Raw genomic sequence first — 23,775 nt, forward strand, 5'->3', positions numbered from 1 at the left:
CGTTTCCCCCGTCATGAATTGACACAAATCAATCACGTCGTCCCGCCGTCCTATACGCTGAATCTTCGGCTATCCCGATTGCGGATCGGCTCGGTGCGGAGGGACATGATGAATCCCAGGATATTCACTCTGCGTGCGTTGCGACATTGTGTCGTCGCAATGCTGGTTGCCTCGCCGATTGCGGCTTCCTTCGCACAGCAAGGCGGTAATCTGCCTGCCAGAGGCAACGGACCATACGGTGGCGGCCCTGGCATGATGGAAGGTTGCGGCGGCGACTGCATGGGCGCAGGAATGATGGGCTCAGGTATGGGTGGCCCAGGCATGATGGGCGGCTATGGCTATGGCTATGGCTATGGCTATGGTTGTGGCGTCGACCATATTGGTTGGGATCCTGGCCTGAAACTGTCCCACGACCAGCAATCGCGCATGAATGCGATCGTCGATCAATCGCGCAAGGCCCGCTGGCTACTGATGGGCAAGATGCTCGATGAACAGTCGACGCTTCGCGATCTTTATGCCGCGCCCAAGCGCGACCAGGCAGCCATCGACGCCAGTTACGCCGCCATGCGCGACCTGCGCAAGCAGATGTACGGGATCTCTGTCGACGAACACAAGCGTATCGATGCACTGTTGACCCGAGAGCAGCGCGAACGGTTGCGCGAGTACTGACGCGAAATGGAGCCCGCAGCGTGTGCTGCCCGGCGGGAAATCGTGGCGTCGGTTTCGTTGAGGTCGCCACCAACCAGCCGAATGTGCACGCGCACGTGGGGGATTGACGTGAAAACACTGGCGCTCCTGTTCGTCATCGTGTTGCTGATCAATCTCATGCCTGCGTTTGCGCCGCCGACCTGGATGGCGATGTCGTGGGTTGGCTTCAACATCCATGAGGGGAACATGCTGCTTGTTGCTGCCGTGGCGGCCAGTGCTGCAACGGCAGGTCGACTCACGCTTGCTGCACTCTCCCGGTCACTGGTGAGAGGGCGCTGGTTGCGCGACGCCGATCGACAAAACATTGACGTGGTTAGCACGTGGCTCGGCAAGCACAGGGAGAAGACAGCTGGCGCCTTTCTCGTGTATGCGCTCAGTCCGCTTCCGTCCAGCTACCTGTTCATTGCCTACGGACTGTCGGCGCTGCCGCTCGGCTTCGTCGGTGCAGCGTTCTTTGCCGGGCGCATCGTCAGCTACACGATCTGGGCTCACCTGGGACGGTTCGCTTCATCGCTCGTCGATCCCGAAGCCCTGTTTGAAGGGCAGTATCTCGGCGTCGGGTTCGTGCTTTCGCAACTGGCGTTTCTCGGGCTCGTGTACGGGCTCATGAAGCTCGACTGGAAACTGCTCCTTGAACAGCGAAAACTGAAATGGCGGCGGCCGCTCAGACAATCCAACGGCAATGACGCGGGCTCAGTCGGTTCCTGACCTGGTGATATTGTGCAGCTAGCTGCGTTATCAACAGTCCTGCGCGAATCCTTCAGGGGACAAATCATGTTGATCGACTTCACCCATTTCACTCCCGGTCTCTCGCTGAGCGGCGGACTCATCATCGGCCTGGCGGCCGCCGTACTCGTGCTGTTCAACGGCCGCATCGCCGGCATCAGCGGCATCGTCGGTGGCCTGTTGTGCCTGCCACGCAATGACAGCGGCTGGCGCCTCGCTTTTGTCGCAGGCCTCGTTATCGCCCCAGTCATTGCAGGCCTGCTCGACAAGCCGGCAATTGCGGATATCGAGGCGAGCTGGAGCGTCGCCCTGGCAGCGGGCTTCCTGGTGGGGCTCGGCACCCGATATGCCAGCGGCTGCACCAGTGGCCACGGCGTGTGTGGCCTTTCGCGCGGTTCGCTGCGTTCGCTCGTCGCCACGTTGACCTTCATGGCGGCGGGATTTCTGACTGTCTTTGTGCAACGGCACCTGATTGGAGGCTGACATGGCAATCCTTACGGCACTGCTTTCGGGGCTGATATTCGGCGTTGGCTTGATGGTTTCCGGCATGAGCAACCCGGCCAAGGTGCAGGGCTTCCTCGACATCGCCGGTAGTTGGGACCCCTCTCTCGCGTTCGTGATGGTCGGCGCCATCGTGGTGGCTTCGCTCGCGTTCTTCGTCGCGAGACGTCGTACGCGTTCATTACTGGGCTTGCCTGTGCAGCTTCCGGCAAGCACGACAATTACGCCACGGCTCGTCCTCGGCAGCACCGCTTTCGGTATCGGCTGGGGCCTGGCGGGCTTCTGCCCGGGGCCCGCGCTGGTTGCACTGGGTGCGGGCTATCCGAAGGCCATTGGATTCGTGGCAGCGATGGTGGTGGGTATGGCCGTATTCGAACTCGTCGAACGGACGAAATCGGGCATGCAACGGGCGTAAGCAAGGGCACACAACTACGACTCGCGGCTTGTCACAGTGGGTCCCGGGTTCGTATGGTTTGATTTCCTCGAACCACAGCTTGAACGCACACAGCACTTGATCGGGGAATGGGGCGGAGCCGATGCCGGAATCGCGTGGCCTAATGACCAGGTCGATAGCCGCTCGCCTGGTTCGCCATTTTTTGAATTCCGAATTAACCGTTGGACCCTTGGTAACCGGAGGAAAAGCGATGGCTGAATTACCTGTATTCAAGGACGTCGTACGCGCAGTCTCCAACCAGATGCGATCCCTGCGTCAAACGCAGCCAGACCTGATGACGGCATTCAGCCAACTGGCGGCTGCTGGCACAAAGGACAGCGCTCTGGACAAAAAGACCCGGGAGCTGGTCGCGCTGGGTATCGCCGTGTCTTCCCGGTGCGACGACTGTATTGGCTTCCATGTCCAGACGCTGGTGAAACTCGGCATGACGAGACAGGAACTCGACGACGTGCTGGCTACTGCAGTCTACATGGGTGGCGGCCCGTCGATGATGTATGCCACCCACGCGCTCGCAGCGTTCGATGAGTTTTCCGCCTGACAGGCGCAATCGCGTGTCCAACCGTGCTGGGCAATTGTGCCCACGTGCGCGGGCATGTGATGTCGGGGCATAACGTGCCATTTCCCATCATCCCTCGTCCCAGCATGCGCCGCTTGACGCTCGCCGGCGGGTTTGCGTAGTGTGCAAGGGCCGAAGACGGCAGACGTCTCGCTGCGCAACTGTGCGCAGCCACGGAGTGCATGGCAAAAGAGAGACGACACCCATTTTTCCAAGGTTGAGCGCGCAGACGCCGGAATGCCCGACAGAACAGATCAAGAAACTCCGCGAACACGCGCGCGGGGAAACTGATGCGCGTGCCCATTTTGAGGCTATCGCCTCGCGACTCGACGATGCCACGACCAGCATCGCTGGCTGACTATTGCTCACATCAGGAGTCAGTGCACGGCGTGCCAGGCGACGAAGCGTTAATGGCGAAGAGACAGGACATTTTCGAACTCGGCGTGCCCGATCGGGGGGGCGGCGCTCGCGTCGTGCCATGGAGCACAGGGGCAGGGGGGCGGTGCTTTTCCGCGCCTCGCCAGATAGCACAAGAAGTACCTGCTACTCCAGATCGAGGTCTTTAAGAACGAGACACGCTCCAATGCACCCGTCATGACGGCAGTCGCCCATCCGCTGGATTCCGACGAAGCGAAAGCCGCCGCTGAGCGGCTTGAATTACGTTAGCAAAGGTCAGGGCCTTGCCAATGTCCGCGACGATCCACAGACGCTGTGCATCCTTCGCTATTCTGCCGAGCCGTTGAGGCGGGCGTTAATTGAGATGTCGCGATCAAATCGACCCGCTTGCGGCCTTGCTACGTTCTTGCTGACTGCCGAGTCCGACTCTGCTACCGGGATCTCAAATTGATCTAAGTCAATGTGCTTACGCGCGAGCAGGAACATGGTGTAGCCAAGGGGCGACTCACATTGGAGTCGTAAATCGCGGGTTTCCGCCGTTCCCGAAAGCGGTCGGGACGGAACTCAAGACCACGAGACATGCAGGGAGAGTGACCATGCAAGCCACCCATCATTTCAATATCGAACTGCGGCATGCGACGGTTCCGACCTACGTCGTGAGCTATCTGTTTCCAATGCTCCTGTTGCTGTATGAAATTCATCGGGTGGGCAGGTGGATTTACGACTACGGGATGCATTTCTCGAATTTCAGATTCATGGGTTATGAGTTCCTGCTCATGCTCGTGTTTGTTGGGGTCCAGGCCATTGTCGCGGTCGTATTCCTGATTGGAGCGTCGATCAGCCGACATCACGACTTCGAGCACCGGGTTTCGAATCTTCTGGCGGGCCTCAGTTTTTCGATGGTTTTGATTGCGTTCGATCTTGCCCTGCAGTACGCCCTCTAGTGTTTGGGCCGACGGTATTCGAATTTTGACGGAACGTACGCGCTGAAGACCACGCCGAACACGAGCGATTGCTTGTCGCGCACAGAATTCGCATCGAAGAGGCACATCATGGCCAACGCACTTGCTAATTGGCACGCCGATCATGTCAATTTTGCGAGATTACTTGATCTGCTGGATGAACAGGTCGCTGCCTTCCACCGCGGAGATAGTCCGGATTATGGCCTTATGGGCGATATCCTTTTCTACTTGCGAGACTATTCGGATCGTTTCCATCATCCCCAGGAGGACGTTGCATACGCGCGACTTGTCCAACGGAACCCCGGGACTCGATTGGTAGTGAACCGGCTTCTGCAAGAGCATCGAGTGATTGTTACGGCCGGAGAAGAACTCTCTAATCGCCTGAATGACGCAGCAGCAGATGTACTGGCACCGAGGGCGGATCTTGAGGCGGCCACAGCTACGTACCTTGTGTACTACCGCCACCATATCTTTACTGAGGAGCGGGATGTGATGGCCCGCGCAGCGCAGGCGTTGACCGGGGAGGACTGGGCTACGGTTGATGCGGCAGTGCCAGTCAGTCGTGACCCGCTTTTCGGCGACAATGTGCTGGAGCGCTTCGTTCCGCCCCGGCCATCGACATCACGCTCATCGCGTCGCCTGACCAAACAGCCGCGGATCCAGCGTAAAGGGCTCGCTGCTGATGACCCTGATGTTTGCCATCTCCGGATGCATCGGGTTCAACAGCAGAATGAAATCGCTCGGACAGACGACCGAAGGTACTCGCATCGCCAGTTGCTCGCCCGCCTCAAGCCATTGCCGGCCGAGCGCCCTTGTCGCAGCAGGCTCTCGCGTCAGGTCTGCCCAGCCCTCCGGCGGGTCCGGGGCGAACGCGGCATCGTAGATGGCGTCCGGCACTTCCAGTGTTACCAGGAAATAGCCACCGGCCGGCAGCAAGCCTGCCATGTGCACCAGTGCCTCCAGCAACGCTGTCGACGCGTGGCAGCACGTGTAGAGCACCCGCATGCCGCGCGGGTTCCAGCGGCCTCCGGCGATCGCCGCACCATTGCCGCTCAGGTCATCGGCGCGGTAATAGCCGCGCCGTTCTTTCGCCAGGCGGTAAAGCCTCATGCAGACACGCCGTGGATGACGCGCAGCAGAATTTCACGCACGCGGTCGTAGCCCGGTTGTGAGTCGAGCACTTCGAGCGGACTAAGCCCACCCAGTTCCGCGTTCGATCGCTGCATCCATTCGGCAGCCAGCGCCGGATCCTCAAACACCTCGACAGCAAGCTGACGCACATAGAGCACGCGCGCGACGCGATCCGACTCGGCTGGCGATAGGCGCTCCTCGCGCGCCATCTTGCGCAGGATCGTCGAACTCGGCAGATTGAGATTCGCAAGCAGTGTCTGCACCGGCACGTGCAACAGGTCCTTCGCAACGCGCTCGATGATCACCGCTTCGATGCCTTCGCGGATCTGCCGGCGTTGCTCGAGCGGGTCAAACTGGACGAGGAATGCTTCGATATCGTCAGGGTGGGAACCGGAGGACCGGCCAGAGCCGACCAATGCCTTGCCGGCATGCGCTGCGGCCGGGCGCGCGGCCGTATGACGGCCGGACGGTTGATTCAGGGCCATGATGTGAGCCTCCCATATGAGAATGTCGTTACTCCCATTTTAGAATACTCTCAATCAGGAATCAAGAATCTCCCATTTGGTTGCCTGCTACACCGGCTGGTCCTGCGGCCGGAGACTGAAAGGAAGTCGAAGATGTACGGATCCTTGAGCGCGTCGCGCGCGAGATCGGATTGCGGTGGTCACAAGCGTTCCGTAAAGTTGGTGACCGCATTGCCGGCGCGCGCGTGCGCGGCCGTCTCGATCTGCATGGTCAGCACGCTGCGCGACCAGCCGCGTTCGACCGCCTTGGCGGCATACCAGTCGCGATGCGCGGTATCTTTGAGTTTGTCGAGCAAGGTGCAAAGGTGGAACCACGGCAATTGTGCAGCAGGCTGCTGCACAAATTCGCGCGCATGTATTTCAGGTTGCGCGTCGAGAAGCCTCGCATATCCGGGAACGCAGACTTGAGGTCGCGCGCCAGCTGGTCTACGACGGCGGCTCCCCATCCTTGTTGCTGCCGCTGAAGAATATCGTTCCCGATCTGCCAGTACAGCTGGATCAGCTCCCGGTTCACACCGGCGGCCGCACGCTGGCGCGCGCGCTCAACGCGCCGTCTCAGCTCGGAAAGCCAGCGATGGTATTCGTCGCTCTCCTAGCGAGGTTGTTCAGGTCATTTCTCAGGCAGTTGTCTTGGCCTGCTTCACGCCAGCTGAACGAGCCTGCCCACTTGCCAAGGCGGCCAAATTGCTTCTACGATTTAAGGGGCGGAACGTCCATTTGAAGCTATGTCCTTGTCGGGAAGTATGGCAGACTATGCGCATGGTTCATGCACACCAGAGATGCGCATGATTAATACGCCTGTGGCGCAACCCGATGCCACCAAGCGGGCCGCTAAAGCACACGCCCCATCAAAGGTTACGCACAAACCCACCAACGTTTCGCTTCCGACGGATCTGCTCGAGCGTGCCAGGGAACTGAACGTCAACGTTTCGCGGGCAAGCGAACGCGGCTTGCGCGAAGAGGTTCAGGCGGCCGAGGCTCGTGTCTGGGCGGAACGGAACGCGGACTTCATCGCGGAAATGAATGCACGTATCGAGCGTGACGGCTTGCCCCTGGAAGAATATCGGATGTTTTGATGGCGCGTTTTGATCTATACAACAACCCCTCGACAAGATCCGGGACCAGGTCACCTTTCCTGCTCGACGTGCAAAGCGATCATCTCGGTAATCTCATATCGCGCGTAGTCATTCCATTAACGCGCGTGGCCGGAAATTACACGGCGAGCAAGTTGCGCTGGATCTCTCGCCCATCATTGAGATCGAGGGAGAACCGTTCGTGCTGGAAACGCCGTTGCTCGGCGCGTTCAGGACGAGTGATCTCGGCCCCGCAATTGGCACGCTCAAGGATGAACAAAGCCGGATCAGTGTCGCGCTTGACCGTCTCTTCGGCGCTTACTGAGTCCACTTAAGCAGCGTCGACAACGAAAAAATGACGCGGCAGTAGGCGCCTTTAGCATCCTTACGCAGACGACCATGGCAACAAGGGACGAAGACCTTAACGAGAGAGAAAGCTCGACGGTTTCCAATCGGTCATTGGAGCGCGGGATGGACATCTTGCGCGCCTTCGCTTCGGGCACGACGGTCCTGAGAAACGGCGACCTCGCGGAACTGACAGGACTGCCCAAACCGACTGTGACGAGGCTCACCCGAACGTTGGTCGAGACGGGTTTCCTCGAATACGATCCCGCGCGCAAGGCCTACAGGCTCGGTATTCCGGTGCTCGGTCTTGCGCACGCGTTCCGCACCGGATCGACTGCGCTTCGTGCAGCGACGCCCTTGATGCGGGAAGTGGCGCAACGCCTGCGCATCAATGTCGGCATCGCGGGCGCGGACGGCACCGATATGGTGTATCTGGAGTCGGTACGTTATGGTGCGCGGCCATCGCTGCGCACAGTCGTCTCCGGCCAGCGCGTGCCCATGAAACTCACCTCCCTCGGGCGCGCTTACCTGTCCCAACTTCCGGCTTCTGAATTCGCGGCAAAAATGGAGCAATTCAGAAATGCAGACATGGTCGGCTGGAGTCGCTTGAACAAGGACATCACGCTTGCCGTCAGGGCGGTGAGGCAGCAAGGGTATTGTGTGACCAGCTGGCAGCCGCAGGTCGTGGCCATTGGCACGCCGCTCGTCATTCCTGGCCACAACGTTCTCGCGTTGAACTTCAGCGTCCTCTCGGAAGAATCGCTGAGTTCGATCGAAGCGCGCCTGTCCGGCCCGCTTCTTGTGTTGCGCGATCAGATCATTGGCGCGACGGCCGAGCTCGACGAATAGTCCGATCCGTTATCGCTCATTGATCGCGCGCGCGGGAATGCCCAGCACGACGGCCAGGCCGCCGAGTATCGAAACGGCCGCGACCGTATAGAGGCCCATCGCGCTGCTGCCCAGATGTGTCGAGGCGTATCCGATCACGGTGGGCGCCAGTATTCCGCCGAACTGTCCCACGCTGCTGATCAGCCCGATGCCCGCCGCCGCTACCGTCGTCGACAGATAAGCAGGGGGGATCGACCAGAATAGCGAGAGCATCCCCAGATAGCCGGAAGTCGCGATGCAAAGCAGCACAATGAGCGCGACGGGCTGGGACGATGCGGCGGGAAGGAATACGACACCGATCGCCGCAAGGATTGCGCCAAACATGAAGTGCCAGCGACGCTCGAGCGTTCGGTCCGAACTCTTCCCAAGCAGGTACATGACGACGGCCCCCACGATATACGGAATCGCGGAGAGCAAGCCGATATACCAGTAGTTGGTCACGCCGCTTTTCTGAATGACGCTCGGCGCCCAGACGTGCACGACGATGCTCGCCCAGGGAACGCTGAAATAGGCAAAGGTCAGGAAATAGAATCTCGGTTCTTTCAGCGCGGCCCAGATCGAAGGATGCGCGCGCTCTTCTTTCACGCGCGCGTCGTGTTCCAGTTCACGCCGGATAATCTGCTTCTCGCGATCGCTCAACCAGGTGGCGTGTTCCGGCCGATCGGTGAGAAACGCGTAGGCAGCAAGCCCGGCAATAGCCGATGGCAAGCCTTCCAGAATGAACAGCCATTGCCAGCCTTTGACACCGAACGCACCGGACAGCGACTTCAGAATAAGCCCTGAAACCGGACCGCTGATAATGCCCGAGACGCAAATGGCGGTCATGAAAATCGCCGTCACTCGCGCGCGCCGCGCGGCAGGGAACCAGTAGGTAAAGTAAAGGATGATGCCCGGGAAAAAGCCCGCCTCGGCAGCGCCGAGTAGCACGCGTGCGAGGTAAAACTGGAACGGCGTCTGAACAAACGCCGTGGCCGCCGAAACGAGCCCCCACAACACCATGATGCGAAGCAGGGTCTTGCGAACGCCCACGCGTTCCAGAAAGATGTTGCTCGGCACCTCGAACAGCATGTAACCCGCGTAAAAGAGGCCGACACCCAAGCCGAACGACGCGTCCGACAAGCCAATGTCGCGCGAAAACTGAAGATGCGCGAATCCGATGTTCGCACGATCGATATAGGCGAGCACGTAGCAAAGGAACAGGAAAGGCAGCAACCGCGCTGTCACCCTACCATATACCGCGGCGGCTTCCGCGGACTCGGCGCTGGTTCTGTCGATGGGCGCCGTCTGGGCAGCTTGCATGAATGTCTCCGTTTTCTGGTAAGCACGTCGGCTACGGCAAAGGGCGGCCGCACGCGTGCCATTCCTGAAAATTAACTGCGAGCGCAGCATCAACACAAGGTGTCAGTTTCATTCTGTGAAACAACATATAGTTTCATACAGTGAAACTGGATAGGTGCCGTCGTCTCCATTGCGGACTACAGTCTGGGAACGGTTGCCGGGCTGACAACGCCTGGCGCTTCAAGCACTCCAATCCAGAGACAGCCCTATGGAAACATCCCTCATCCAGTTGCAGGTCGCGGAGGGTATCGCGACGCTCACCCTCAATCGCCCCGAAAAGCGTAACGCGATCAGCGACGCGATGCGTTCCGAACTCATCGAGCATCTCGAATCGGTCGCGCACGACAAGGCCATTCGCGCAGTGGTCCTGACCGGAAGCGGCAAAGGCTTCTGCGCCGGCGGTGACGTCAGCGGCATGAAGAGCCGGATGGAAGCGCCAGCAGGCGAGGTTGCGTTCAACGGATGGTCGCGTCAGCAGCGCGTGCACCATGCCGTGAACCTGCTCTACAGCATGCCCAAGCCGACCATCGCCGCCGTGAACGGCGCCGCCGCCGGGTTGGGCGCCGACATGGCGCTGTCGTGCGATTTCGTTCTCGCATCGACGGAAGCCAGTTTCGCGTGGAGTTACATCAAGCGCGGCCTCATTCCCGACGGCGGCGGCTTGTATTTTCTTCCCCGGCGCGTGGGCCTCGCAAAGGCGAAAGACTTGATTTTCAGCGGCAGAAAAGTCGATGCACAGACAGCGCATGCGCTTGGCATCGCCGACGAAATCAGCGCTGCGGACACGCTCCTCGATCGCGCCGTTGCCTGGGCGAAGGAGCTCAGCGCGGGATCGGCGACGGCCCTCGCGCTGGGCAAGACGATCCTCAACCAGAGCTTCGAACTGAGCGCGCATCAGATCTTCGCGCAGGGTAGTCAGGCGCAAGGCGTCTGCTACACGAGCCACGAGCATCGCGCCGCGGTGCTGGCGTTCCTGAACCAGAGCAAGTAGAGGGAAGAGCGAAATGGAAGCCATTGCCAGTCTCATGAATCCGGCCAGCGTCGCGGTGATCGGCGCGTCGGGCGATGCATCGAAAACCGCTGGACGTCCGGTCGCGTATTTGCAGAAACACGGTTTCACGGGACACATTTTCCCCGTCAATCCGCGCTACCAGGAAATCAACGGTGTGCCGTGCTACAAGGACATCGCTTCGCTGCCGCATGCGCCCGATGTGGCCGTCGTGCTGCTCGGTGCGGAGCGCGCGCACCTGGCCGTGCGCGAACTCGCGAGCCGGGGTACGAAGGCGGCCGTCGTGCTCGCGAGCGGGTACGCCGAAACGGGCGAAGAGGGCGTTCGACGCCAGCGCGAACTGATGGACGCCGCGGGCACGATGCGGCTTCTCGGCCCGAATACGATCGGCCTCGTGAACGTGACCGATCGCATCATGCTGTCGGCGAGCGGCGCGCTCGAGATGGAACACTTTCCGGTTGGGAAAATCGGCATCGTGTCGCAGAGCGGGGGCATTCTGGGCGCCATTCTCTCGCGGGCCGCAGCAAGCGGGATCGGTCTGTCGAAACTGGTATCGACCAGCAATGAAGTCGACCTCGATATGGCGGACTTCGTCGACTATCTCGTCGACGACGCCAGCACCTCGGTCATTGCGCTTTACATGGAGAGTGTGCGCAATCCAGGGAAATTCCGCGCGGCGGCGTTGCGAGCAGCGGCGGCCGGCAAGCCGGTCGTGGTGTTCAAGATCGGCCGCTCCGAGTCGGGCGCGCGCTCCGCCGTGTCTCACACGGGCGCGCTGGCCGGCTCCGACCGCATGTACGACGCGCTGTTCGCGCAGACTGGCGTGACTCGCGTGCAAACCTTCTCCGATCTGCTCGACGTTCCGAACGTGCTGGCCACAGGCCGAAAGCTCGCGGGCAAGCGCGTTGCGATCCTTACATCGACCGGCGGCGCCGGCACGCTGGTGGCCGATAGCCTCGGCGTGTCGGGGTTCGACACGCCCGCGCCCGACGGCGAGACGGCGGCGGCGCTGCGAGCCCTGCAATCCGGCGATCATGCGGTTCTGGATCGCAATCCCATCGATGTCACGTTGGCGGGTTTGCAGCCGGACCTGTTGCGCGGCGCCATTCGCATTCTGCTCGATAGCCCGACTTACGACGCGGTATCGATCATCGTGGGATCGTCCGCGCTCGCGATGCCCGATCTCATGGCGGGCGCCATCCGCGACTCGATGCCGGACACCGACAAGCCGGTGATCGCATTCGTCAGCCCGCATGCGCCCCACGTGGCGAAGATCCTCAATCGCGATGGAATCCCTGCATTCACGAGCCCGGAGTCGGCCAGCAGCGCACTGGCGGCGTTGTCCCGGCATACGCAGGCTGCTGCATGCGTCGACGTGCAACACAGCGAGCCCGTTGCCATGCCTGGCGCGAAGTGGGAAGACTTGCCGCGCGGCTCACTCAACGAAGCGCAGGCCAAGGAACTCTTCGCGCGCTTCGGCTTGCCGTGCGCCCGCGAGCGCGTCGTCACAACGGCGGAAGAGGCGGTAGCCGCCGCTCATGAGTTCGATGCGAAAGTGGTGCTCAAGATCCTGTCCAGCACCATCACGCACAAGTCGGACGTGGGTGGGGTTGCGGTTGGGCTGACGGCGGAAAACGTTGGTACGCGTTTGAAGAAAATGCGCGACGACGTTGAAACCGCAACCGGCGAGCGGCCATCGGCATTTCTCGTTCAGGAACAGGTTTCCAACGGCACCGAACTGATTCTCGGCTTGCACAAGGACCCGTTGGGAACGGCTGTACTCCTCGGCATGGGCGGGGTGACCGCGGAACTCTTCAAGGACACGACGATGCGGCTCGTCGATCGTGCTTCAGGGCTCTCGCTCGACGAAGCGCACGCGATGATACGCGAGCTGAAAACCTGGCCGTTGCTCAATGGTTATCGCGGGCGGCAGAAGCCGGATGTCGATGCGCTCGCGTCGGCGATCGTGGCGTTCTCGCAAATGGCGGTTTCACTCGGCGACACGCTGATCGAGGCAGAGATCAACCCGATTTTCGTGCTTGCCGAAGGGCAGGGTGTGCGGGCAGCAGATGGCGTCGCCGTTCTTGCGGACTAAAGGCACGCGGGCCGAACGATCGCACAGTTTGCGTAGACGACGACCGGCTTCGACCGGTCGATATAACAAGAAGGAGACAATCAATGAAAGTTCATGCAAAACGAGTGGTACTGGGCGTCGTCGCGTCGCTCGCGTATTTCATCGCAGCTACGGGTTCGGTCGACGCTGCGGAGATTCACGTCCTCGCAACCGGCGCCTTGTCGGCGGCAATGAAGACCATTATCCCCGCCTATGAAAAGCAATCGGGAAACCACGTAGATGTTGTGTGGGGGCCGTCTTACGGAACGTCGCCGGATGCGCTCCCTTCGCGAATCCAGAATGGCGAACCCGTAGATCTGGTGCTGATGATTGGCGCAGCGCTCGATCGGCAGATCGAACTGGGAAGATTTGAAGGCGCGAGTAAGGTCGATATCGCCGCATCCGCTATCGGCGTCGCGGTGCGTGCGGATGTGCCCGTTCCCAGGATTACGACGGTAGACGATCTTCGAAGCACCTTGCTGGCTGCGAGATCGGTTGCGTTTTCGGAAGGTGCCAGTGGGACTTACATCGTCAATACGCTTTTTTCCCGGCTCGGTATTGCGGATCGGATGAGAACGAAAAGCGTGCTGATCGAGGGGAAGGAGCTCGTCGGGACCGCACTCGAGCGTGGCGACGCGGACCTCGGATTCCAGCAGATCAGCGAACTCAAGGCAATTGCAGGCATCAAGTATGTCGGCCCGCTGCCAGCGGAAGTTCAGCAAGAAAATCCGATCTCGGCCGCGATTGCGATATCGTCGAAGGAAAAGGATGCAGCTGAGACGCTGATTGCCTTTCTCCAGACGAGATCTTCCGTTGTCGCGTTTCGCCATGCCGGACTCGTCGTCAATACGGAAAAATAAGACGCCTGATTTGCTGACATCCTGTGCTGGCCGCTATGGCGCCGGCCACCGCTTGCGGCTTTTGGGCCGGCCGCCCCAGACGATGCGGTGTTCGCTCGCGATGCCAGCTTCGAAGGTGCCTCCACCGAGCTTCGCGTCAGGGGGCAGTGGTACGTGCCTGGGACGGCTGCGCGGCCCCACGAACGGAGACGGTTATTTCTGGCGGGAAACGGTCGGGCTCGCTACGGTCAGCGCGATACGTGCGGCGAGGATGCGCCGGATGTTCGCCAGGGATTGTTCTGCAACCGGGCTCTCCCGCAGAGGCATATGAAACCGTGGGACCCTGACGCCGAGCTGCCTGCAGACGGCGGACAGATAGGGTTTGCCTGTCCCCTCGCAACGCCGGACGGCCGCAGCGATGGCGGTGTCGCCAATGTGCCGGCGCAGCCATTCCAGCATTTGCCGGTCGTTCTCGTTATGCACTCTGACCAGATGCTCCATCTTCGCCTCCTGATTGCCAGCCCAGGCTGAATGGGAAGACGTTAGCGTGAAGTCGGGCCGAATTAGGGGCGGCAACGCACACTCCGGGCGATCTGGTAGCCTGCATTGAGCCGGATGCCGGAAAACTATAATTAGGGTGAGACCCTAAAACGTTGATAAATTATTTATACGTCAACTTTGCATCGTAAGATACATCATGGCGTATCTCGCAACTAACCGTCCATCCCCGACTCCGCAGCAAACATTGACTTCGCCCGTCAGAGATCCGCTGCCGGTCAGAATGTCTCGAATCTTGACTTTTGAGTCAGTACGGCAAGTATTTGCATCGGATAACTAAATAAATTAGAGAATATGGCCGCGGTCACATGATTGAGCGACACGCGGCCACGATTTGCATCACTGATCTCCTCGGGAGTGAGATAAGAAGGCTTAGTGTGTCACGAACGCAGGCGAGAGCCTGCGGTGCTGTACTGAAGATGGGAGTAGGCCTCCCGAAGTCGGCTTTCAGGAGCAGGCTTCAAACCGCCCGGTGCTGCTGCGTCGAAAAGGCGCGTTGGTGAGCGACCGTGGAAAAGTCACCCGGACAGGTGGCAGGTACGCGTTGAGTAGATGAGCGAAAGCAAACCGTCCGACGACGCATCGTTACCTATCGAAAGCGCTGTCAAAACTGGAGTCGTAAGTTTACTCCAGGATCAGTCGGGACGACACCTGATTACGGACCCGATGGCTGATGAACTCGCGCAGCAATGCAATACAACGATACAAGGGTGGTGGAACTACTATGGGGCATTCTATCGGACGGCGATGCACAGCCTCTTCAGCTACATCGACCTACGGCTTATGCGGTGGGCTCGGAGAAAGTACAAGCGGCTGAGGCAGCACTAGCGGCGTAGTGTGGAATGGCTACGCACGATGAAGTTCGCCCACCCCAGGTTGTTTGTCCACTGGCGTGTCGTTGGAGTATCGTTTGGATAACGGGAGCCGAATGAGTCGAGAGGCTCACGTTCGGTTCTGCGAGAGACTCGGGGTGCAACTCCCCGGGTCTACTCACCTCTTTATGGCGCTGCTTTGGGGGCGTTTTCGCGTGAAGCACTGAGGCTGCCCGGTATCCCGGTGGCCAGCAATGTTCGCTTGGGTTGATTCTGGCGCATGCACGCCGCGCGCGGCGCGCTTTGCAAGGCGTCGCGGTGGCGGCACGCCGCGTCTTACGGCACGATAAGGGCGCCGCCGGGATCAGGCGGCAGCACACCTCTTCCTACACACCATTTCGGATCGTTTTGAACTTGTTGCGATAGCGCTGCCCAGCGGCTGCGCTCCCGAAGCATTGCCGCCGGCAGTCGCGGCGCTGCTTGCTGCGTTCTGGCCGGGTATGAGTCAGGCCCAGCTGCTCGATCGTGCGCGTCGACTGGCCTTGCGCGTCTCATTGCATGTGCGGCCGGAAGCTGGCCCGGATGGCGTACGACTGTATTCGCTGATGCTGGTGGCAGGAGAGGTGCGGACCGAACTTGTCGCCCATGTGCGGCGTGTCGTGCGCCGGCGCTCCACTCGTCGCGCGAAGGCTTCGCTGCCGCCGCTGAGGGATGTAAGGCAGCGGGGGCTGTCTTCGTAAATGGCTGCCTGCTTGTCAGGACGCAGCAGACGGCCAGCTATCAATCACACCATCATTGAGCGGGCTATCATCGCCATCACCGTATTCCGTCACGGAGACAGTCTTGGCGACGTTCAAGGAACTGAAGGCGCAGATGGCCGCGCTCGAGGAGCAGGCGGCCGCGGCCCGCGCTGCAGAGTTCGAGGAAGTCCTCGCGGATATCCGGGCAAAGGTAGCCGATTATGGGGTTACGGAGTGGGACATTTTCGGACGCGCGAGGGGCCGCCCGAGGAAGGCTGTTGCGGGTTTCCTGCCGCCCAAATATCTTGATCCCAAGACAGGAGCGACGTGGTCGGGCAGGGGGAGGGCGCCAGACTGGATCAGGAACGCAAAGAACCGCGACAGGTTTCTGATCTCGCCCTGAAGGACCGCTCCTGCTCCGGTGGCAAGGCAACGGGCAACCCGCTCACAAATTCGGAAACCCGACTAGTTTCGGTATTCACCCCTCGGGACGAAGACTCTCGCGTTCGCAAAGGCGAACAGCTTCACAGTCGAGGCTGAGAGTTACGATAGCCTTGCGGATGATTGCGCATGAGGAACGTGGCTCACAGGCAAAATCTGCTCCTCGAATTGATCGCTCCAAAGCGGTCGCTACATTTCAGCGGCCCGAAAACAGCCAGTCGGCAGTGCGCACTCCCTACCCACTTCTGCCCTCCACGTTTTCGCAGCAAGCGTCCATGATTCGCCGTAAGCCGGCCACCTGCTCTTGGCGGCGGATTATTCGTTGATTGAAAAAACTAAGGCCTGCCATGTCCAGCGGTGCATTGACTAGCAATGCGAAAACCGTGCCCGTGGCATTCAACCCTTGCTTCGTGCTTCGAAGCGATACCGGCTGGGGCTCTGGCCGAACATCCTTTTGAAAGTCGAACTGAAAGTGGTTTCGGACGCATAGCCGACGGCGGCAGCGATGCTCGCGAGATTGTCACTGCCCGTTTTCAAGGCATCTCGCGCAATCATCATGCGCCAGCGGATCAGATATTCCAACGGCGGCAAGCCTACGAGATCTTTGAAGCGCTCAATGAAGGCGGTGCGCGACATGCCGACCTTCGACGCCAATTCCTGTACCTTCCAGCGGCGCGCAATGTCTTCATGCACCACCCTGAGCGCGGAGCCGATCCGTGGATCCGACAATGCGCCTAGCCAACCCGCTGATCTCGGGTTGGCGGCAAGATACGCTCGCAGGATGTTCACCAGCACCATATTCGCGACGCTGCCCGCCATCGCTGCCGCTCCAGGCCGGACAAACTCAGTCTCGACCCTGATCAGTTCGAGGGCCATGCTCAACTGTCTGGCATTCGGAGAATCCGCGGGAACGAGAACAAGCGGTGGCAGCAAATTGAGCAGCAGCCCGCTCATGTCACCGTCGAATTCGAACCGTCCGCCAACGCTCATCGCGCGCATTTCGCCCCGTCCATAGCGAACAATTCCGTCCGTGCCCAGGTCGTTGGCAAGCACCCTCTCTCCGTCGTCTGGATCCACGCCGGGATCGCTGGCGAAACAGTAGGGCGATCCGTCAGTGAGGAGGCAAAAGTCTCCCTCCTTCATTTTCGCGGGCGCGGTGACACCTTCAATCCACACCCATCTATCGCCCTTGACGACGCCGACGAATTTGACATGACGATAGGCAGCAAATCTCAGGGACCACGGTTCGGCAGCCTCAAAGCGCGCCGATAGCACACTCTTCACCTTCAGCAGAGAGAAGACGTCGGAAAGCGGGTCCATAGGAATTATGTACGATTCAATAGAAAATCTGGCCGATTAAGTATGGATCGAACGGGCGCTCCGAGCAAGAATCTCTTCGACGGGAACATCAACGTCATGACATACGACATGCCGCTTTTTCCGTCCCGGAAACACGTGAGCACGATACTCGGCCTTAGCCTCACAGAGGAGCTTTGCTGATGCGCACAATTGAATCGACCTATATGGAGCGTCGTATCCACGAAGAACTGACCGCGCATGCGGCCAGTCAGGGCAGCTATTTCAAGTTTGAAGAAGTGGAGGTGGCCTCATGTCAATCGCATTGATCACGGGGGGCGGCGGCGACATTGGCGCGGTTACTGCGAAGACGTTGGCCGAACAAGGGCACCGGGTAATCATAAATTATCGCAACAGCGCAGCCCGGGCCGACGACGTGGTGGCGGCTATCGTCGCGGCGGGTGGAGAAGCCATGGCGATAAAGGCCGACGTGACCGACTCCGATGCTGTCGCCGCTATGATCAATGAGGTCAATCAACGCTGGGGTGGGATCGACGTTCTCGTGCACTGCGCGTTGACACCGTACGTCATTTCCAGGTTTACCGATCTGAGCTGGGAGCAACTCGGCGGTAAGCTCGACACCGAGTTGCATGCCGCATTCGTGGTAACCAAGGCTGTCGTACAAGGCATGATGTCGCGCGGCAACGGACGGCTGATCTATATGAGTGCGCTGCCATCCACTCGTGCGCGGATCGGGATGATTACACTGGGCACTTCCAAGGCGGCTCTAGATCAGTTCGTACGGTACGTCGCCCTGGAGTTGGCACCGCTCGGCATCACCGCCAACCTCGTGGCACCGACCACGGTGGAAGGTGCGACTGCGGACAGGCTGATTCCTCCCGAACGCCTGAAAGCGATCGCGGCCGCCGTACCGATGAAACGGCTCGCCCGTCCCGCCGACGCGGCCAAAACGATCGCGTTTCTCGCAAGTGAGGGGTCGGGTTTCACTACCGGTCACTATATTCCGGTGAGCGGTGGTCTGGCCTAAGCAAGGGTATCCATCCGTTTCCATCCGTCGTCGATCCCGAAGAGCGTGATACATGTAACGCCATCGGGTTTCGCCGACGTTCAGAGGTGCTACGTCAAACATGCCTCAGGCCAAATTCACACAGAGCAAAGAGGAGCTGATCGCCCGTTTCATTCCCCTGCTGCAAGAGGTCAAGGACATGACCACGAGCACCGAGGTCGAGCGATGGCTGAATGAGAAATACGGTATCGAAAGCGAGTTATACAAGGACCTTGCCCGACTGATTATCCTCGGCGTGCGGGAGGGCTGGGCGGCCGACATTGAAGTCGCTGGCCCGCGTTACCGTCGCTCGCTAGTCGGAGCGCCGAGCGCAGAGACTTTCTTCTTTAGCATCACCGCGGTGCTGCTGGACAGCACGGATAACGTCCAGAACAATCCTGAAGGCAGCTTCCGCGCCGGCCACCACTTGCACCCCTATGGCGAGATCAATCTGGTAGTGCCGCTCAATGATGGCGCAGCGCTCGCAGGTCCGAACGGCTGGTGTTATGGCGGCTGGACGGCACCCGCGCCGGGCAGCCGCCACTTTCCCGAAGTCAAGGGCGGTGCGGTCATCTCGCTCACTTTTCTGCCCGCGGGGCGGATCGCTTTCGACGTCAAACCACTGCAGCATTGAAGGGTCCTGGCGACCCCGTATGAAGGCCTTGACGATCCGACTCGCCTTCCGAATCGGCCAGCAGTATTCCCCTTGTATTTCGACGCGGATCTCGCCGAATTGTGCGAGGAACTACTACAGCCTCCACGAATCACGTGACAAAGCGCCAAGACCGAAATGTGTGGTGCGGCATAGGTAACTCGTCGAGATGTAGCAGTTGCACTCTCCCCTAACCCCCAAGGATTGACATGAAACAACGTCTCGATTTCTTTAAGGCTGTGCCAAATGCGATCAATGCCCTGCTCGCGCTTGAAGAACAGATCGGTAAGTCATCGATTGAAAAGTCCCTCGCCGAACTGGTCCGCCTGCGCGCATCGCAGATTAACGGATGCGCCTTCTGCGTGGATATGCACGCGACCGACGCGCGAAAGGGCGGCGAAACCGATCGCCGACTGACGGCGTTGGTCGTCTGGCGCGAAACGCCATTCTTCACGGACCGTGAACGTGCCGCGCTGGAATGGACGGAAGCCGTCACACTCGTGTCGAAGGACCGCGTGCCCGACGTAATTTGGGAAGCCGTCAAGCCGCATTTCAGCGACGTGGAGATCGTCGACCTAACGCTGCTCATCTCGGCGATCAACAGCTGGAATCGCTTTTCGATTGCCTTCCGCAAAATGCCGGCTTGAGGGCCGAGCATTGCACCTGTTCTCGTCAAGCGCCTTGGGGCGCTTGACCTCGGCGCGTCATGCAAAGCCCGGCTCGGGTGACGGTAATGGAGTCGGAAGCTGCCGCTCGTTTCGTTAGGCTAAACGTCAGCAATTGGCCGATGACTGCCGGCTGGCGAAGGCACGGCAGGCCCGTGCGCGTGTTCAGATGATGCTGCCGCACGCGAGCCTTGGGCAAGCTTTCAGCGTCGGTTCGCGGGCGTTGGTGGCCATTGAGCCGACCTGATAGGCGCTCTGCTCGTGATCAAGCCGTGGCAGGTCAGCGAGCGTTCGGCGCGTATCGGAATCAGCGTTCACCATTTCGATGCCTTCGCGTCCGGCCTCGTCGACGACGCGGCGAACCTCCGGCCCAGCAACGCACTGTCCATTCAGCGGAAATACTGTTATGACGGTGTCGCCCTCGGCCAGTGCATCGACCACTTCGATTACAGGCGATGCGTGCGGAGCGACCTCGAATTGTTCCCCGCTCACGGACACCCGCGCCCAAAGCACGTGGGTGGCCCGTTGCGAATTCCCATCCAACCGAACTGCCGTAATAGCGTGCACTGCCATCGCCTTTCTTCCCTTGTTGGGGAAATCCTAGCACGAGCGAAACGATCAGCCACTTGGGCACTTATCGATGCCGCGAGCCGGCGGCGGACCCTTTGGCTACCGTTCGGACGATGTTCGTCACGCTGAAGCCGAGCGGAAGGTCGCAGGCTGGGGGGCGACAATTATGTTGGCCGGCGCATTGACTCAGGTTTTTTATTACCGAGCTAGGCTCGTTGCCTCAAGTATTTTGCTACCTGTCAGACGGCTGGCGGGAGCGACTTATGACGAGGCGGCTCAGCATGACAACAAGACGGGAATTAATCGAGGCAGTTGGAGAGCGGTACCGCCGCTCCGGCCGGAACGACAAGCGCCAGATCTTGGACGAATTCGTTGAATTGACGGGCTATCATCGTAAGCACGCAATCCGAGTGCTGTGCCGAGAAGCGCGGCGTCGTGGTGACCTACGAGACGATCCGTTGCTGGTGCGACAAGTTCGGAGCCACCTTCGCAGGACGCGCAAAAGCAGCGCGACGCAAGCCCGGTCGAGCGTGGCATCTGGACGAACTGTTCGTGAAGTTGTGCGGCGAGCCCTACATACTGTGGAGGGCCGTGGATGAATGCGGCGCCGAGCTCGATGTGCTTCCGCAGAAGCACCGGGACAAGGCCGCAGCCAAACGCTTATTCAGGCATGTGCTGCGATCGAATCCCGTGCCCCGGATAATCGTCACCGACCAACTGCGCAGTTACCCTGCGGCCACGGCAGAGATCGTAGAACTCACGGGCGTCAAGCACGTGTTCGTGAAAGCGGCTGCACGGGTGAATAACCGTGCCGAGAACAGTCACCAACCTACGCGTCGCCGTGAGCGGGCCATGAACGGGTTTCGCGATCCGGAGCGCACGCAGATGTTTCTATCCAGCTTTGGTCCGATCCGCCAACACTTTGCATTATCCCGCCACCGCATGACGGCGCAGTCTCATCGCACCAAACTCAAGTCGCGCCTTGCAGCGTGGAATCGTTGGACTGCGATCGATGCTTCCATGTGCAAACATTGATAAGGATACCGATTCGTTCTCGATCTTCCTCCGTCATCTCCCGTCAAGTTGACAACGCCCGTGCCGGCGCACCACCGTACCGTTCTGCATCTCGCGGTCGAACCGCTCGAAGAGATACCCGGGTGCGGGCGCGTAGCGCCGCTCCACATTGGGTACCTCGAGACCGACGCTCGCTGCCAGCTTCATGGTGAACCACTCGTTGACCACGGTACTCGGGTAGGCGTTCGTCTGCGCGTGGTTCGGCTTCAGGATGTGTGGGGACACGGCCTGTCCGCTCGGCTCGATGAGCTGGCCGTCGCGCACCGCCACCGCCAGCTTGTGCTGCGCGCCCGCCAACGACATCTTCTTGGGGGCATCGTGCGTGAGCGGGACCTCCGGAAGGTTGCGGATGCGCTCGTTGAGTTCCTCATCACTCAGTGGCCGCAGGTTCGCTTCCTGATCGCCTTCGGCGGCCGCCTCGGGCGCACGCAGGGCGACCGAGCCGGCTGACTCCCGCCCGTAGTACTCGAGCAGGGCAAAGGCGTCATTCACGTCCGGCAGCTTCGCGTCGCTCGCGAGCAACTCGCGCACTCGCTCTTCCGGGAGTAGGTTGTCGAAGTACCACTGTGCCGGACGCCGGGTGGCACCATCGCGCAGGAACTCCGCCTGCAGGGCCAGGTGCCCGTTTTTGCATAGAGTAGGGAACCGGGTCCCCAAATTCTGCAATCGTATAAATGCTTTTGTCAGACTAGGTCAGGCGCCGATGTTGGATGGGGAATTTCCGTCGTCGCCGATTGAAACAGTATCTCATACCGCATGCCGTTCGAGGCCGCCGACGCCACATTCAACTCGACTTTCCAGAAGATGCCTGGTCAGAGTCGCAATCGCTATTGCTAAGAAGTGCGAACAGGAGCTGAACGCCGTGCGCGGGACGCGTTTTGTAGCACCTTCCCAGTAGCTGGAATATAGATTCCTGATATCGACGGATTCTCTCGTGATTCGTGAATGAGTAGTATCCACCGCACTGCAACTCAATTTCCGCGAGGGAACGTCATGACCCGCCTGAACCTGGCTTCGATTCGCAAAGACGTCTTTGCGATGCCTATCTCCAACCCGGCCTATCCCCGGCCGCCGTACCGATTTGTCAACCGGGAATATTTCATCATTTCGTATGAGACCGATTTCGAAGCGCTGCGATCCATCGTGCCAGAGCCGTTGCGACCGGAAAACAACCTTGTGCATTACGAATTTATTCGCATGCCGGATTCGTCGGGTTTCGGCGACTACACCGAAACCGGTCAGGTCATCACAGTGCGCGACCATCAAGGGCGCCTCGGGAACTACACACATGCGATGTACCTCGACGACGAAGGACCGATCGCCGGCGGCCGGGAAATCTGGGGTTTTCCGAAGAAGCTGGCGAGGCCGACCTTGAGCATCAATGGCAACGACACGCTGCTCGGCACACTTGACTACGGCACGCAGCGGATCGCAACCGGCACGATGGGCTACAAGCATGTGCCGCTCGATATCGAGGCCGAACGCGCAAAGCTCGCGGAGACGCCGAATTATTTGCTGAAGGTCATCCCCCACGTCGATGGTTCGGCGCGCGTATGCGAGCTCGTGCGCTTCTATTTGCGCGACGTTAGCGTGCTCGGCGCGTGGACGGGGCCCGCTGCGCTCGAATTGCATCCGCACGCGTTGGCGCCCGTGGCGGATCTGCCGGTGAAGCGGGTGGTCGGCGCCCGCCACCTGATCGCCAATCTCACGCTGGATATCGGCGAGATTGCGTTCGACTATCTGGCCCAAACCGAAAACGTAAAGCTCGCGGTCAACGGATAACGTAGCGACGATCGACGCAAAGGAAAGCAATATGTCTCTGAACAACAAGGATAAGGTCGCGCTCGTGACAGGCGCGGCAAGCGGCATCGGTGAGCGGTGCGCCCGCAAACTAGCGAGTCTCGGCGCGGCGGTGGTCGTCTCCGACCTGAATCTTGAAGATGGACAGAAGGTAGCCAGCAGCATCATTGCGGCGGGTGGCGAGGCGTTGGCGGTCGCCATGGATGTCACCGACGGAGAAGCGGCCAATAGCGGCATCCAGCGCGCGGTCAGCGTGTTTGGCAGCATCGACGTGCTGGTATCGAACGCGGGCATCCAGTTCGCCGCGCCCGTCGACGAATATTCGTTTTCCGACTGGAAGAAGATGCTGGCGATTCACCTGGACGGCTCCTTCCTCACGACAAAAGCGGTGATCAAACACATGTGTGCTGGCGGCAAAGGCGACTCGATCGTCTATATGGACTCGATCCATTCTCACGAAGCGTCGAAGCTGAAGTCAGCCTATGTGACGGCCACGCATGGCCTGTTGGGTCTGGCCCGGGCAGTCGCTGATCGTCAG

Annotated in this window: 26 protein-coding genes and 7 pseudogenes; 25 read left to right on the forward strand and 8 right to left on the reverse strand. The window is 60.1% G+C overall.

What is annotated here, in order from left to right:
• The first annotated feature begins 105 nt into the window (after positions 1 to 105).
• The 8 genes and pseudogenes from U5A52_RS39790 to U5A52_RS39825 form a co-directional block, all read left to right on the forward strand.
• On the forward strand, positions 106 to 669 hold the full coding sequence (locus U5A52_RS39790) for a Spy/CpxP family protein refolding chaperone (protein ID WP_321939686.1): 564 nt from the start codon (positions 106 to 108) through the stop codon (positions 667 to 669).
• Between the two features lie 108 nt (positions 670 to 777).
• A complete protein-coding gene (locus U5A52_RS39795) occupies positions 778 to 1,416 on the forward strand; it encodes a hypothetical protein (RefSeq protein WP_321939687.1) in 639 nt (212 codons plus the stop codon).
• Positions 1,417 to 1,482: 66 nt separating this feature from the next.
• Positions 1,483 to 1,917, forward strand: a complete 435-nt coding sequence (locus U5A52_RS39800; RefSeq protein WP_321939689.1) for a YeeE/YedE family protein — start codon at positions 1,483 to 1,485, stop codon at positions 1,915 to 1,917.
• 1 nt (position 1,918) lies between these two features.
• Entirely contained in the window at positions 1,919 to 2,350 is a 432-nt protein-coding gene (locus tag U5A52_RS39805) for a YeeE/YedE family protein (RefSeq protein WP_321939690.1), read from the forward strand.
• Between the two features lie 229 nt (positions 2,351 to 2,579).
• A complete protein-coding gene (locus tag U5A52_RS39810; protein WP_321939691.1) occupies positions 2,580 to 2,927 on the forward strand; it encodes a carboxymuconolactone decarboxylase family protein in 348 nt (115 codons plus the stop codon).
• A gap of 468 nt (positions 2,928 to 3,395) precedes the next feature.
• Positions 3,396 to 3,611: pseudogene (locus tag U5A52_RS39815) on the forward strand (c-type cytochrome).
• Between the two features lie 326 nt (positions 3,612 to 3,937).
• Entirely contained in the window at positions 3,938 to 4,285 is a 348-nt protein-coding gene (locus U5A52_RS39820) for a hypothetical protein (RefSeq protein ID WP_321939693.1), read from the forward strand.
• Positions 4,286 to 4,393: 108 nt separating this feature from the next.
• A pseudogene (locus U5A52_RS39825) lies at positions 4,394 to 4,792 on the forward strand (hemerythrin domain-containing protein); the annotation flags it as partial.
• A gap of 138 nt (positions 4,793 to 4,930) precedes the next feature.
• Here the strand turns inward: U5A52_RS39825 and U5A52_RS39830 are convergent.
• The 3 genes and pseudogenes from U5A52_RS39830 to U5A52_RS39840 form a co-directional block, all read right to left on the reverse strand.
• Positions 4,931 to 5,413 carry an RES family NAD+ phosphorylase gene (locus U5A52_RS39830; RefSeq protein ID WP_321939695.1) on the reverse strand — a complete coding sequence of 161 codons (483 nt, stop codon included), beginning with the start codon at positions 5,411 to 5,413 and terminating at the stop codon, positions 4,931 to 4,933.
• Positions 5,410 to 5,919, reverse strand: a complete 510-nt coding sequence (locus U5A52_RS39835) for an antitoxin Xre/MbcA/ParS toxin-binding domain-containing protein (RefSeq protein WP_321939697.1) — start codon at positions 5,917 to 5,919, stop codon at positions 5,410 to 5,412. Before U5A52_RS39835 ends, U5A52_RS39830 begins: the two co-directional genes overlap by 4 nt.
• 179 nt (positions 5,920 to 6,098) lie before the next feature.
• A pseudogene (locus tag U5A52_RS39840) lies at positions 6,099 to 6,472 on the reverse strand (DUF1016 N-terminal domain-containing protein).
• 271 nt (positions 6,473 to 6,743) lie between these two features.
• On the opposite strand from U5A52_RS39840, the gene U5A52_RS39845 reads away from it, so the two are divergent.
• From U5A52_RS39845 to U5A52_RS39855, 4 genes and pseudogenes are all read left to right on the forward strand, one after another.
• On the forward strand, positions 6,744 to 7,034 hold the full coding sequence (locus U5A52_RS39845; RefSeq protein WP_321939698.1) for a type II toxin-antitoxin system CcdA family antitoxin: 291 nt from the start codon (positions 6,744 to 6,746) through the stop codon (positions 7,032 to 7,034).
• Positions 7,034 to 7,153, forward strand: a pseudogene (locus U5A52_RS43405) (CcdB family protein); the annotation flags it as partial. The gene U5A52_RS39845 and the pseudogene U5A52_RS43405, both read left to right, overlap by 1 nt.
• Before the next feature lie 80 nt (positions 7,154 to 7,233).
• A complete protein-coding gene (locus U5A52_RS43410) occupies positions 7,234 to 7,356 on the forward strand; it encodes a hypothetical protein (protein WP_415774129.1) in 123 nt (40 codons plus the stop codon).
• A 146-nt stretch (positions 7,357 to 7,502) separates the two neighbouring features.
• Entirely contained in the window at positions 7,503 to 8,225 is a 723-nt protein-coding gene (locus U5A52_RS39855; protein ID WP_415774130.1) for an IclR family transcriptional regulator, read from the forward strand.
• 9 nt (positions 8,226 to 8,234) lie between these two features.
• Here U5A52_RS39855 and U5A52_RS39860 read toward each other — a convergent pair whose 3' ends face one another.
• Positions 8,235 to 9,563 carry an MFS transporter gene (locus U5A52_RS39860; RefSeq protein WP_321939703.1) on the reverse strand — a complete coding sequence of 443 codons (1,329 nt, stop codon included), beginning with the start codon at positions 9,561 to 9,563 and terminating at the stop codon, positions 8,235 to 8,237.
• 247 nt (positions 9,564 to 9,810) lie between these two features.
• Between U5A52_RS39860 and U5A52_RS39865 the strand changes: the two genes are divergently transcribed.
• The 3 genes from U5A52_RS39865 to U5A52_RS39875 all read left to right on the forward strand — a co-directional run bounded on the left by U5A52_RS39865 (position 9,811) and on the right by U5A52_RS39875 (position 13,584).
• Positions 9,811 to 10,593 carry an enoyl-CoA hydratase/isomerase family protein gene (locus U5A52_RS39865; protein ID WP_321939704.1) on the forward strand — a complete coding sequence of 261 codons (783 nt, stop codon included), beginning with the start codon at positions 9,811 to 9,813 and terminating at the stop codon, positions 10,591 to 10,593.
• A 13-nt stretch (positions 10,594 to 10,606) separates the two neighbouring features.
• Entirely contained in the window at positions 10,607 to 12,706 is a 2,100-nt protein-coding gene (locus U5A52_RS39870; protein WP_321939706.1) for an acetate--CoA ligase family protein, read from the forward strand.
• A gap of 83 nt (positions 12,707 to 12,789) precedes the next feature.
• Positions 12,790 to 13,584, forward strand: coding sequence for a substrate-binding domain-containing protein (locus tag U5A52_RS39875; RefSeq protein WP_321939708.1), 795 nt, complete (start codon positions 12,790 to 12,792; stop codon positions 13,582 to 13,584).
• Between the two features lie 192 nt (positions 13,585 to 13,776).
• On the opposite strand, the gene U5A52_RS39880 is transcribed toward U5A52_RS39875, so the two are convergent.
• Complete coding sequence (locus U5A52_RS39880) at positions 13,777 to 14,064, reverse strand: hypothetical protein (protein WP_321939711.1); 288 nt, start codon at positions 14,062 to 14,064, stop codon at positions 13,777 to 13,779.
• A 723-nt stretch (positions 14,065 to 14,787) separates the two neighbouring features.
• Here U5A52_RS39880 and U5A52_RS39885 point away from each other — a divergent pair.
• Both U5A52_RS39885 and U5A52_RS39890 read left to right on the forward strand, forming a co-directional pair.
• Positions 14,788 to 14,949: a group II intron maturase-specific domain-containing protein gene (locus U5A52_RS39885; RefSeq protein WP_321939741.1), complete on the forward strand. Its 162-nt coding sequence runs from the start codon at positions 14,788 to 14,790 to the stop codon at positions 14,947 to 14,949.
• A gap of 827 nt (positions 14,950 to 15,776) precedes the next feature.
• Positions 15,777 to 16,076, forward strand: coding sequence for an H-NS histone family protein (locus U5A52_RS39890; protein ID WP_321939713.1), 300 nt, complete (start codon positions 15,777 to 15,779; stop codon positions 16,074 to 16,076).
• A 434-nt stretch (positions 16,077 to 16,510) separates the two neighbouring features.
• On the opposite strand, the gene U5A52_RS39895 is transcribed toward U5A52_RS39890, so the two are convergent.
• Positions 16,511 to 17,434, reverse strand: a complete 924-nt coding sequence (locus U5A52_RS39895; protein WP_321939715.1) for an AraC family transcriptional regulator — start codon at positions 17,432 to 17,434, stop codon at positions 16,511 to 16,513.
• A 179-nt stretch (positions 17,435 to 17,613) separates the two neighbouring features.
• Between U5A52_RS39895 and U5A52_RS39900 the strand changes: the two genes are divergently transcribed.
• The 4 genes from U5A52_RS39900 to U5A52_RS39915 all read left to right on the forward strand — a co-directional run bounded on the left by U5A52_RS39900 (position 17,614) and on the right by U5A52_RS39915 (position 19,775).
• A complete protein-coding gene (locus U5A52_RS39900) occupies positions 17,614 to 17,739 on the forward strand; it encodes a hypothetical protein (protein WP_321939717.1) in 126 nt (41 codons plus the stop codon).
• Positions 17,724 to 18,458 carry an SDR family oxidoreductase gene (locus U5A52_RS39905; protein WP_321939719.1) on the forward strand — a complete coding sequence of 245 codons (735 nt, stop codon included), beginning with the start codon at positions 17,724 to 17,726 and terminating at the stop codon, positions 18,456 to 18,458. The genes U5A52_RS39900 and U5A52_RS39905 overlap by 16 nt, the downstream gene beginning before the upstream one ends.
• Positions 18,459 to 18,558: 100 nt before the next feature.
• A complete protein-coding gene (locus tag U5A52_RS39910; RefSeq protein WP_321939722.1) occupies positions 18,559 to 19,110 on the forward strand; it encodes a DUF4863 family protein in 552 nt (183 codons plus the stop codon).
• 227 nt (positions 19,111 to 19,337) lie between these two features.
• A complete protein-coding gene (locus U5A52_RS39915; RefSeq protein WP_321939724.1) occupies positions 19,338 to 19,775 on the forward strand; it encodes a carboxymuconolactone decarboxylase family protein in 438 nt (145 codons plus the stop codon).
• A gap of 183 nt (positions 19,776 to 19,958) precedes the next feature.
• Here U5A52_RS39915 and U5A52_RS39920 read toward each other — a convergent pair whose 3' ends face one another.
• The gene (locus U5A52_RS39920; protein ID WP_321939725.1) at positions 19,959 to 20,285 is read right to left on the reverse strand and encodes a hypothetical protein; all 327 of its coding nucleotides are present in this window, start codon (positions 20,283 to 20,285) and stop codon (positions 19,959 to 19,961) included.
• A gap of 341 nt (positions 20,286 to 20,626) precedes the next feature.
• Between U5A52_RS39920 and U5A52_RS43415 the strand changes: the two are divergent.
• Positions 20,627 to 20,800 (forward strand): annotated as a pseudogene (locus tag U5A52_RS43415) (transposase); the annotation flags it as partial.
• Positions 20,787 to 21,398, forward strand: a pseudogene (locus tag U5A52_RS39925) (IS6 family transposase); the annotation flags it as partial. The pseudogenes U5A52_RS43415 and U5A52_RS39925, both read left to right, overlap by 14 nt.
• Positions 21,399 to 21,431: 33 nt before the next feature.
• Here the strand turns inward: U5A52_RS39925 and U5A52_RS39930 are convergent.
• Positions 21,432 to 22,103, reverse strand: coding sequence for a HipA domain-containing protein (locus tag U5A52_RS39930; protein WP_321939727.1), 672 nt, complete (start codon positions 22,101 to 22,103; stop codon positions 21,432 to 21,434).
• A gap of 327 nt (positions 22,104 to 22,430) precedes the next feature.
• On the opposite strand from U5A52_RS39930, the gene U5A52_RS39935 reads away from it, so the two are divergent.
• Together U5A52_RS39935 and U5A52_RS39940 are read left to right on the forward strand one after the other, a co-directional pair.
• The gene (locus U5A52_RS39935) at positions 22,431 to 23,219 is read left to right on the forward strand and encodes an acetoacetate decarboxylase (protein ID WP_321939729.1); all 789 of its coding nucleotides are present in this window, start codon (positions 22,431 to 22,433) and stop codon (positions 23,217 to 23,219) included.
• A 31-nt stretch (positions 23,220 to 23,250) separates the two neighbouring features.
• Positions 23,251 to 23,766: pseudogene (locus U5A52_RS39940) on the forward strand (SDR family NAD(P)-dependent oxidoreductase); the annotation flags it as partial.
• Positions 23,767 to 23,775 lie beyond the last annotated feature (9 nt).

Origin of the sequence: Paraburkholderia sp. J8-2 (assembly GCF_905220195.1) — a bacterium.
GTDB lineage: Bacteria > Pseudomonadota > Gammaproteobacteria > Burkholderiales > Burkholderiaceae > Paraburkholderia.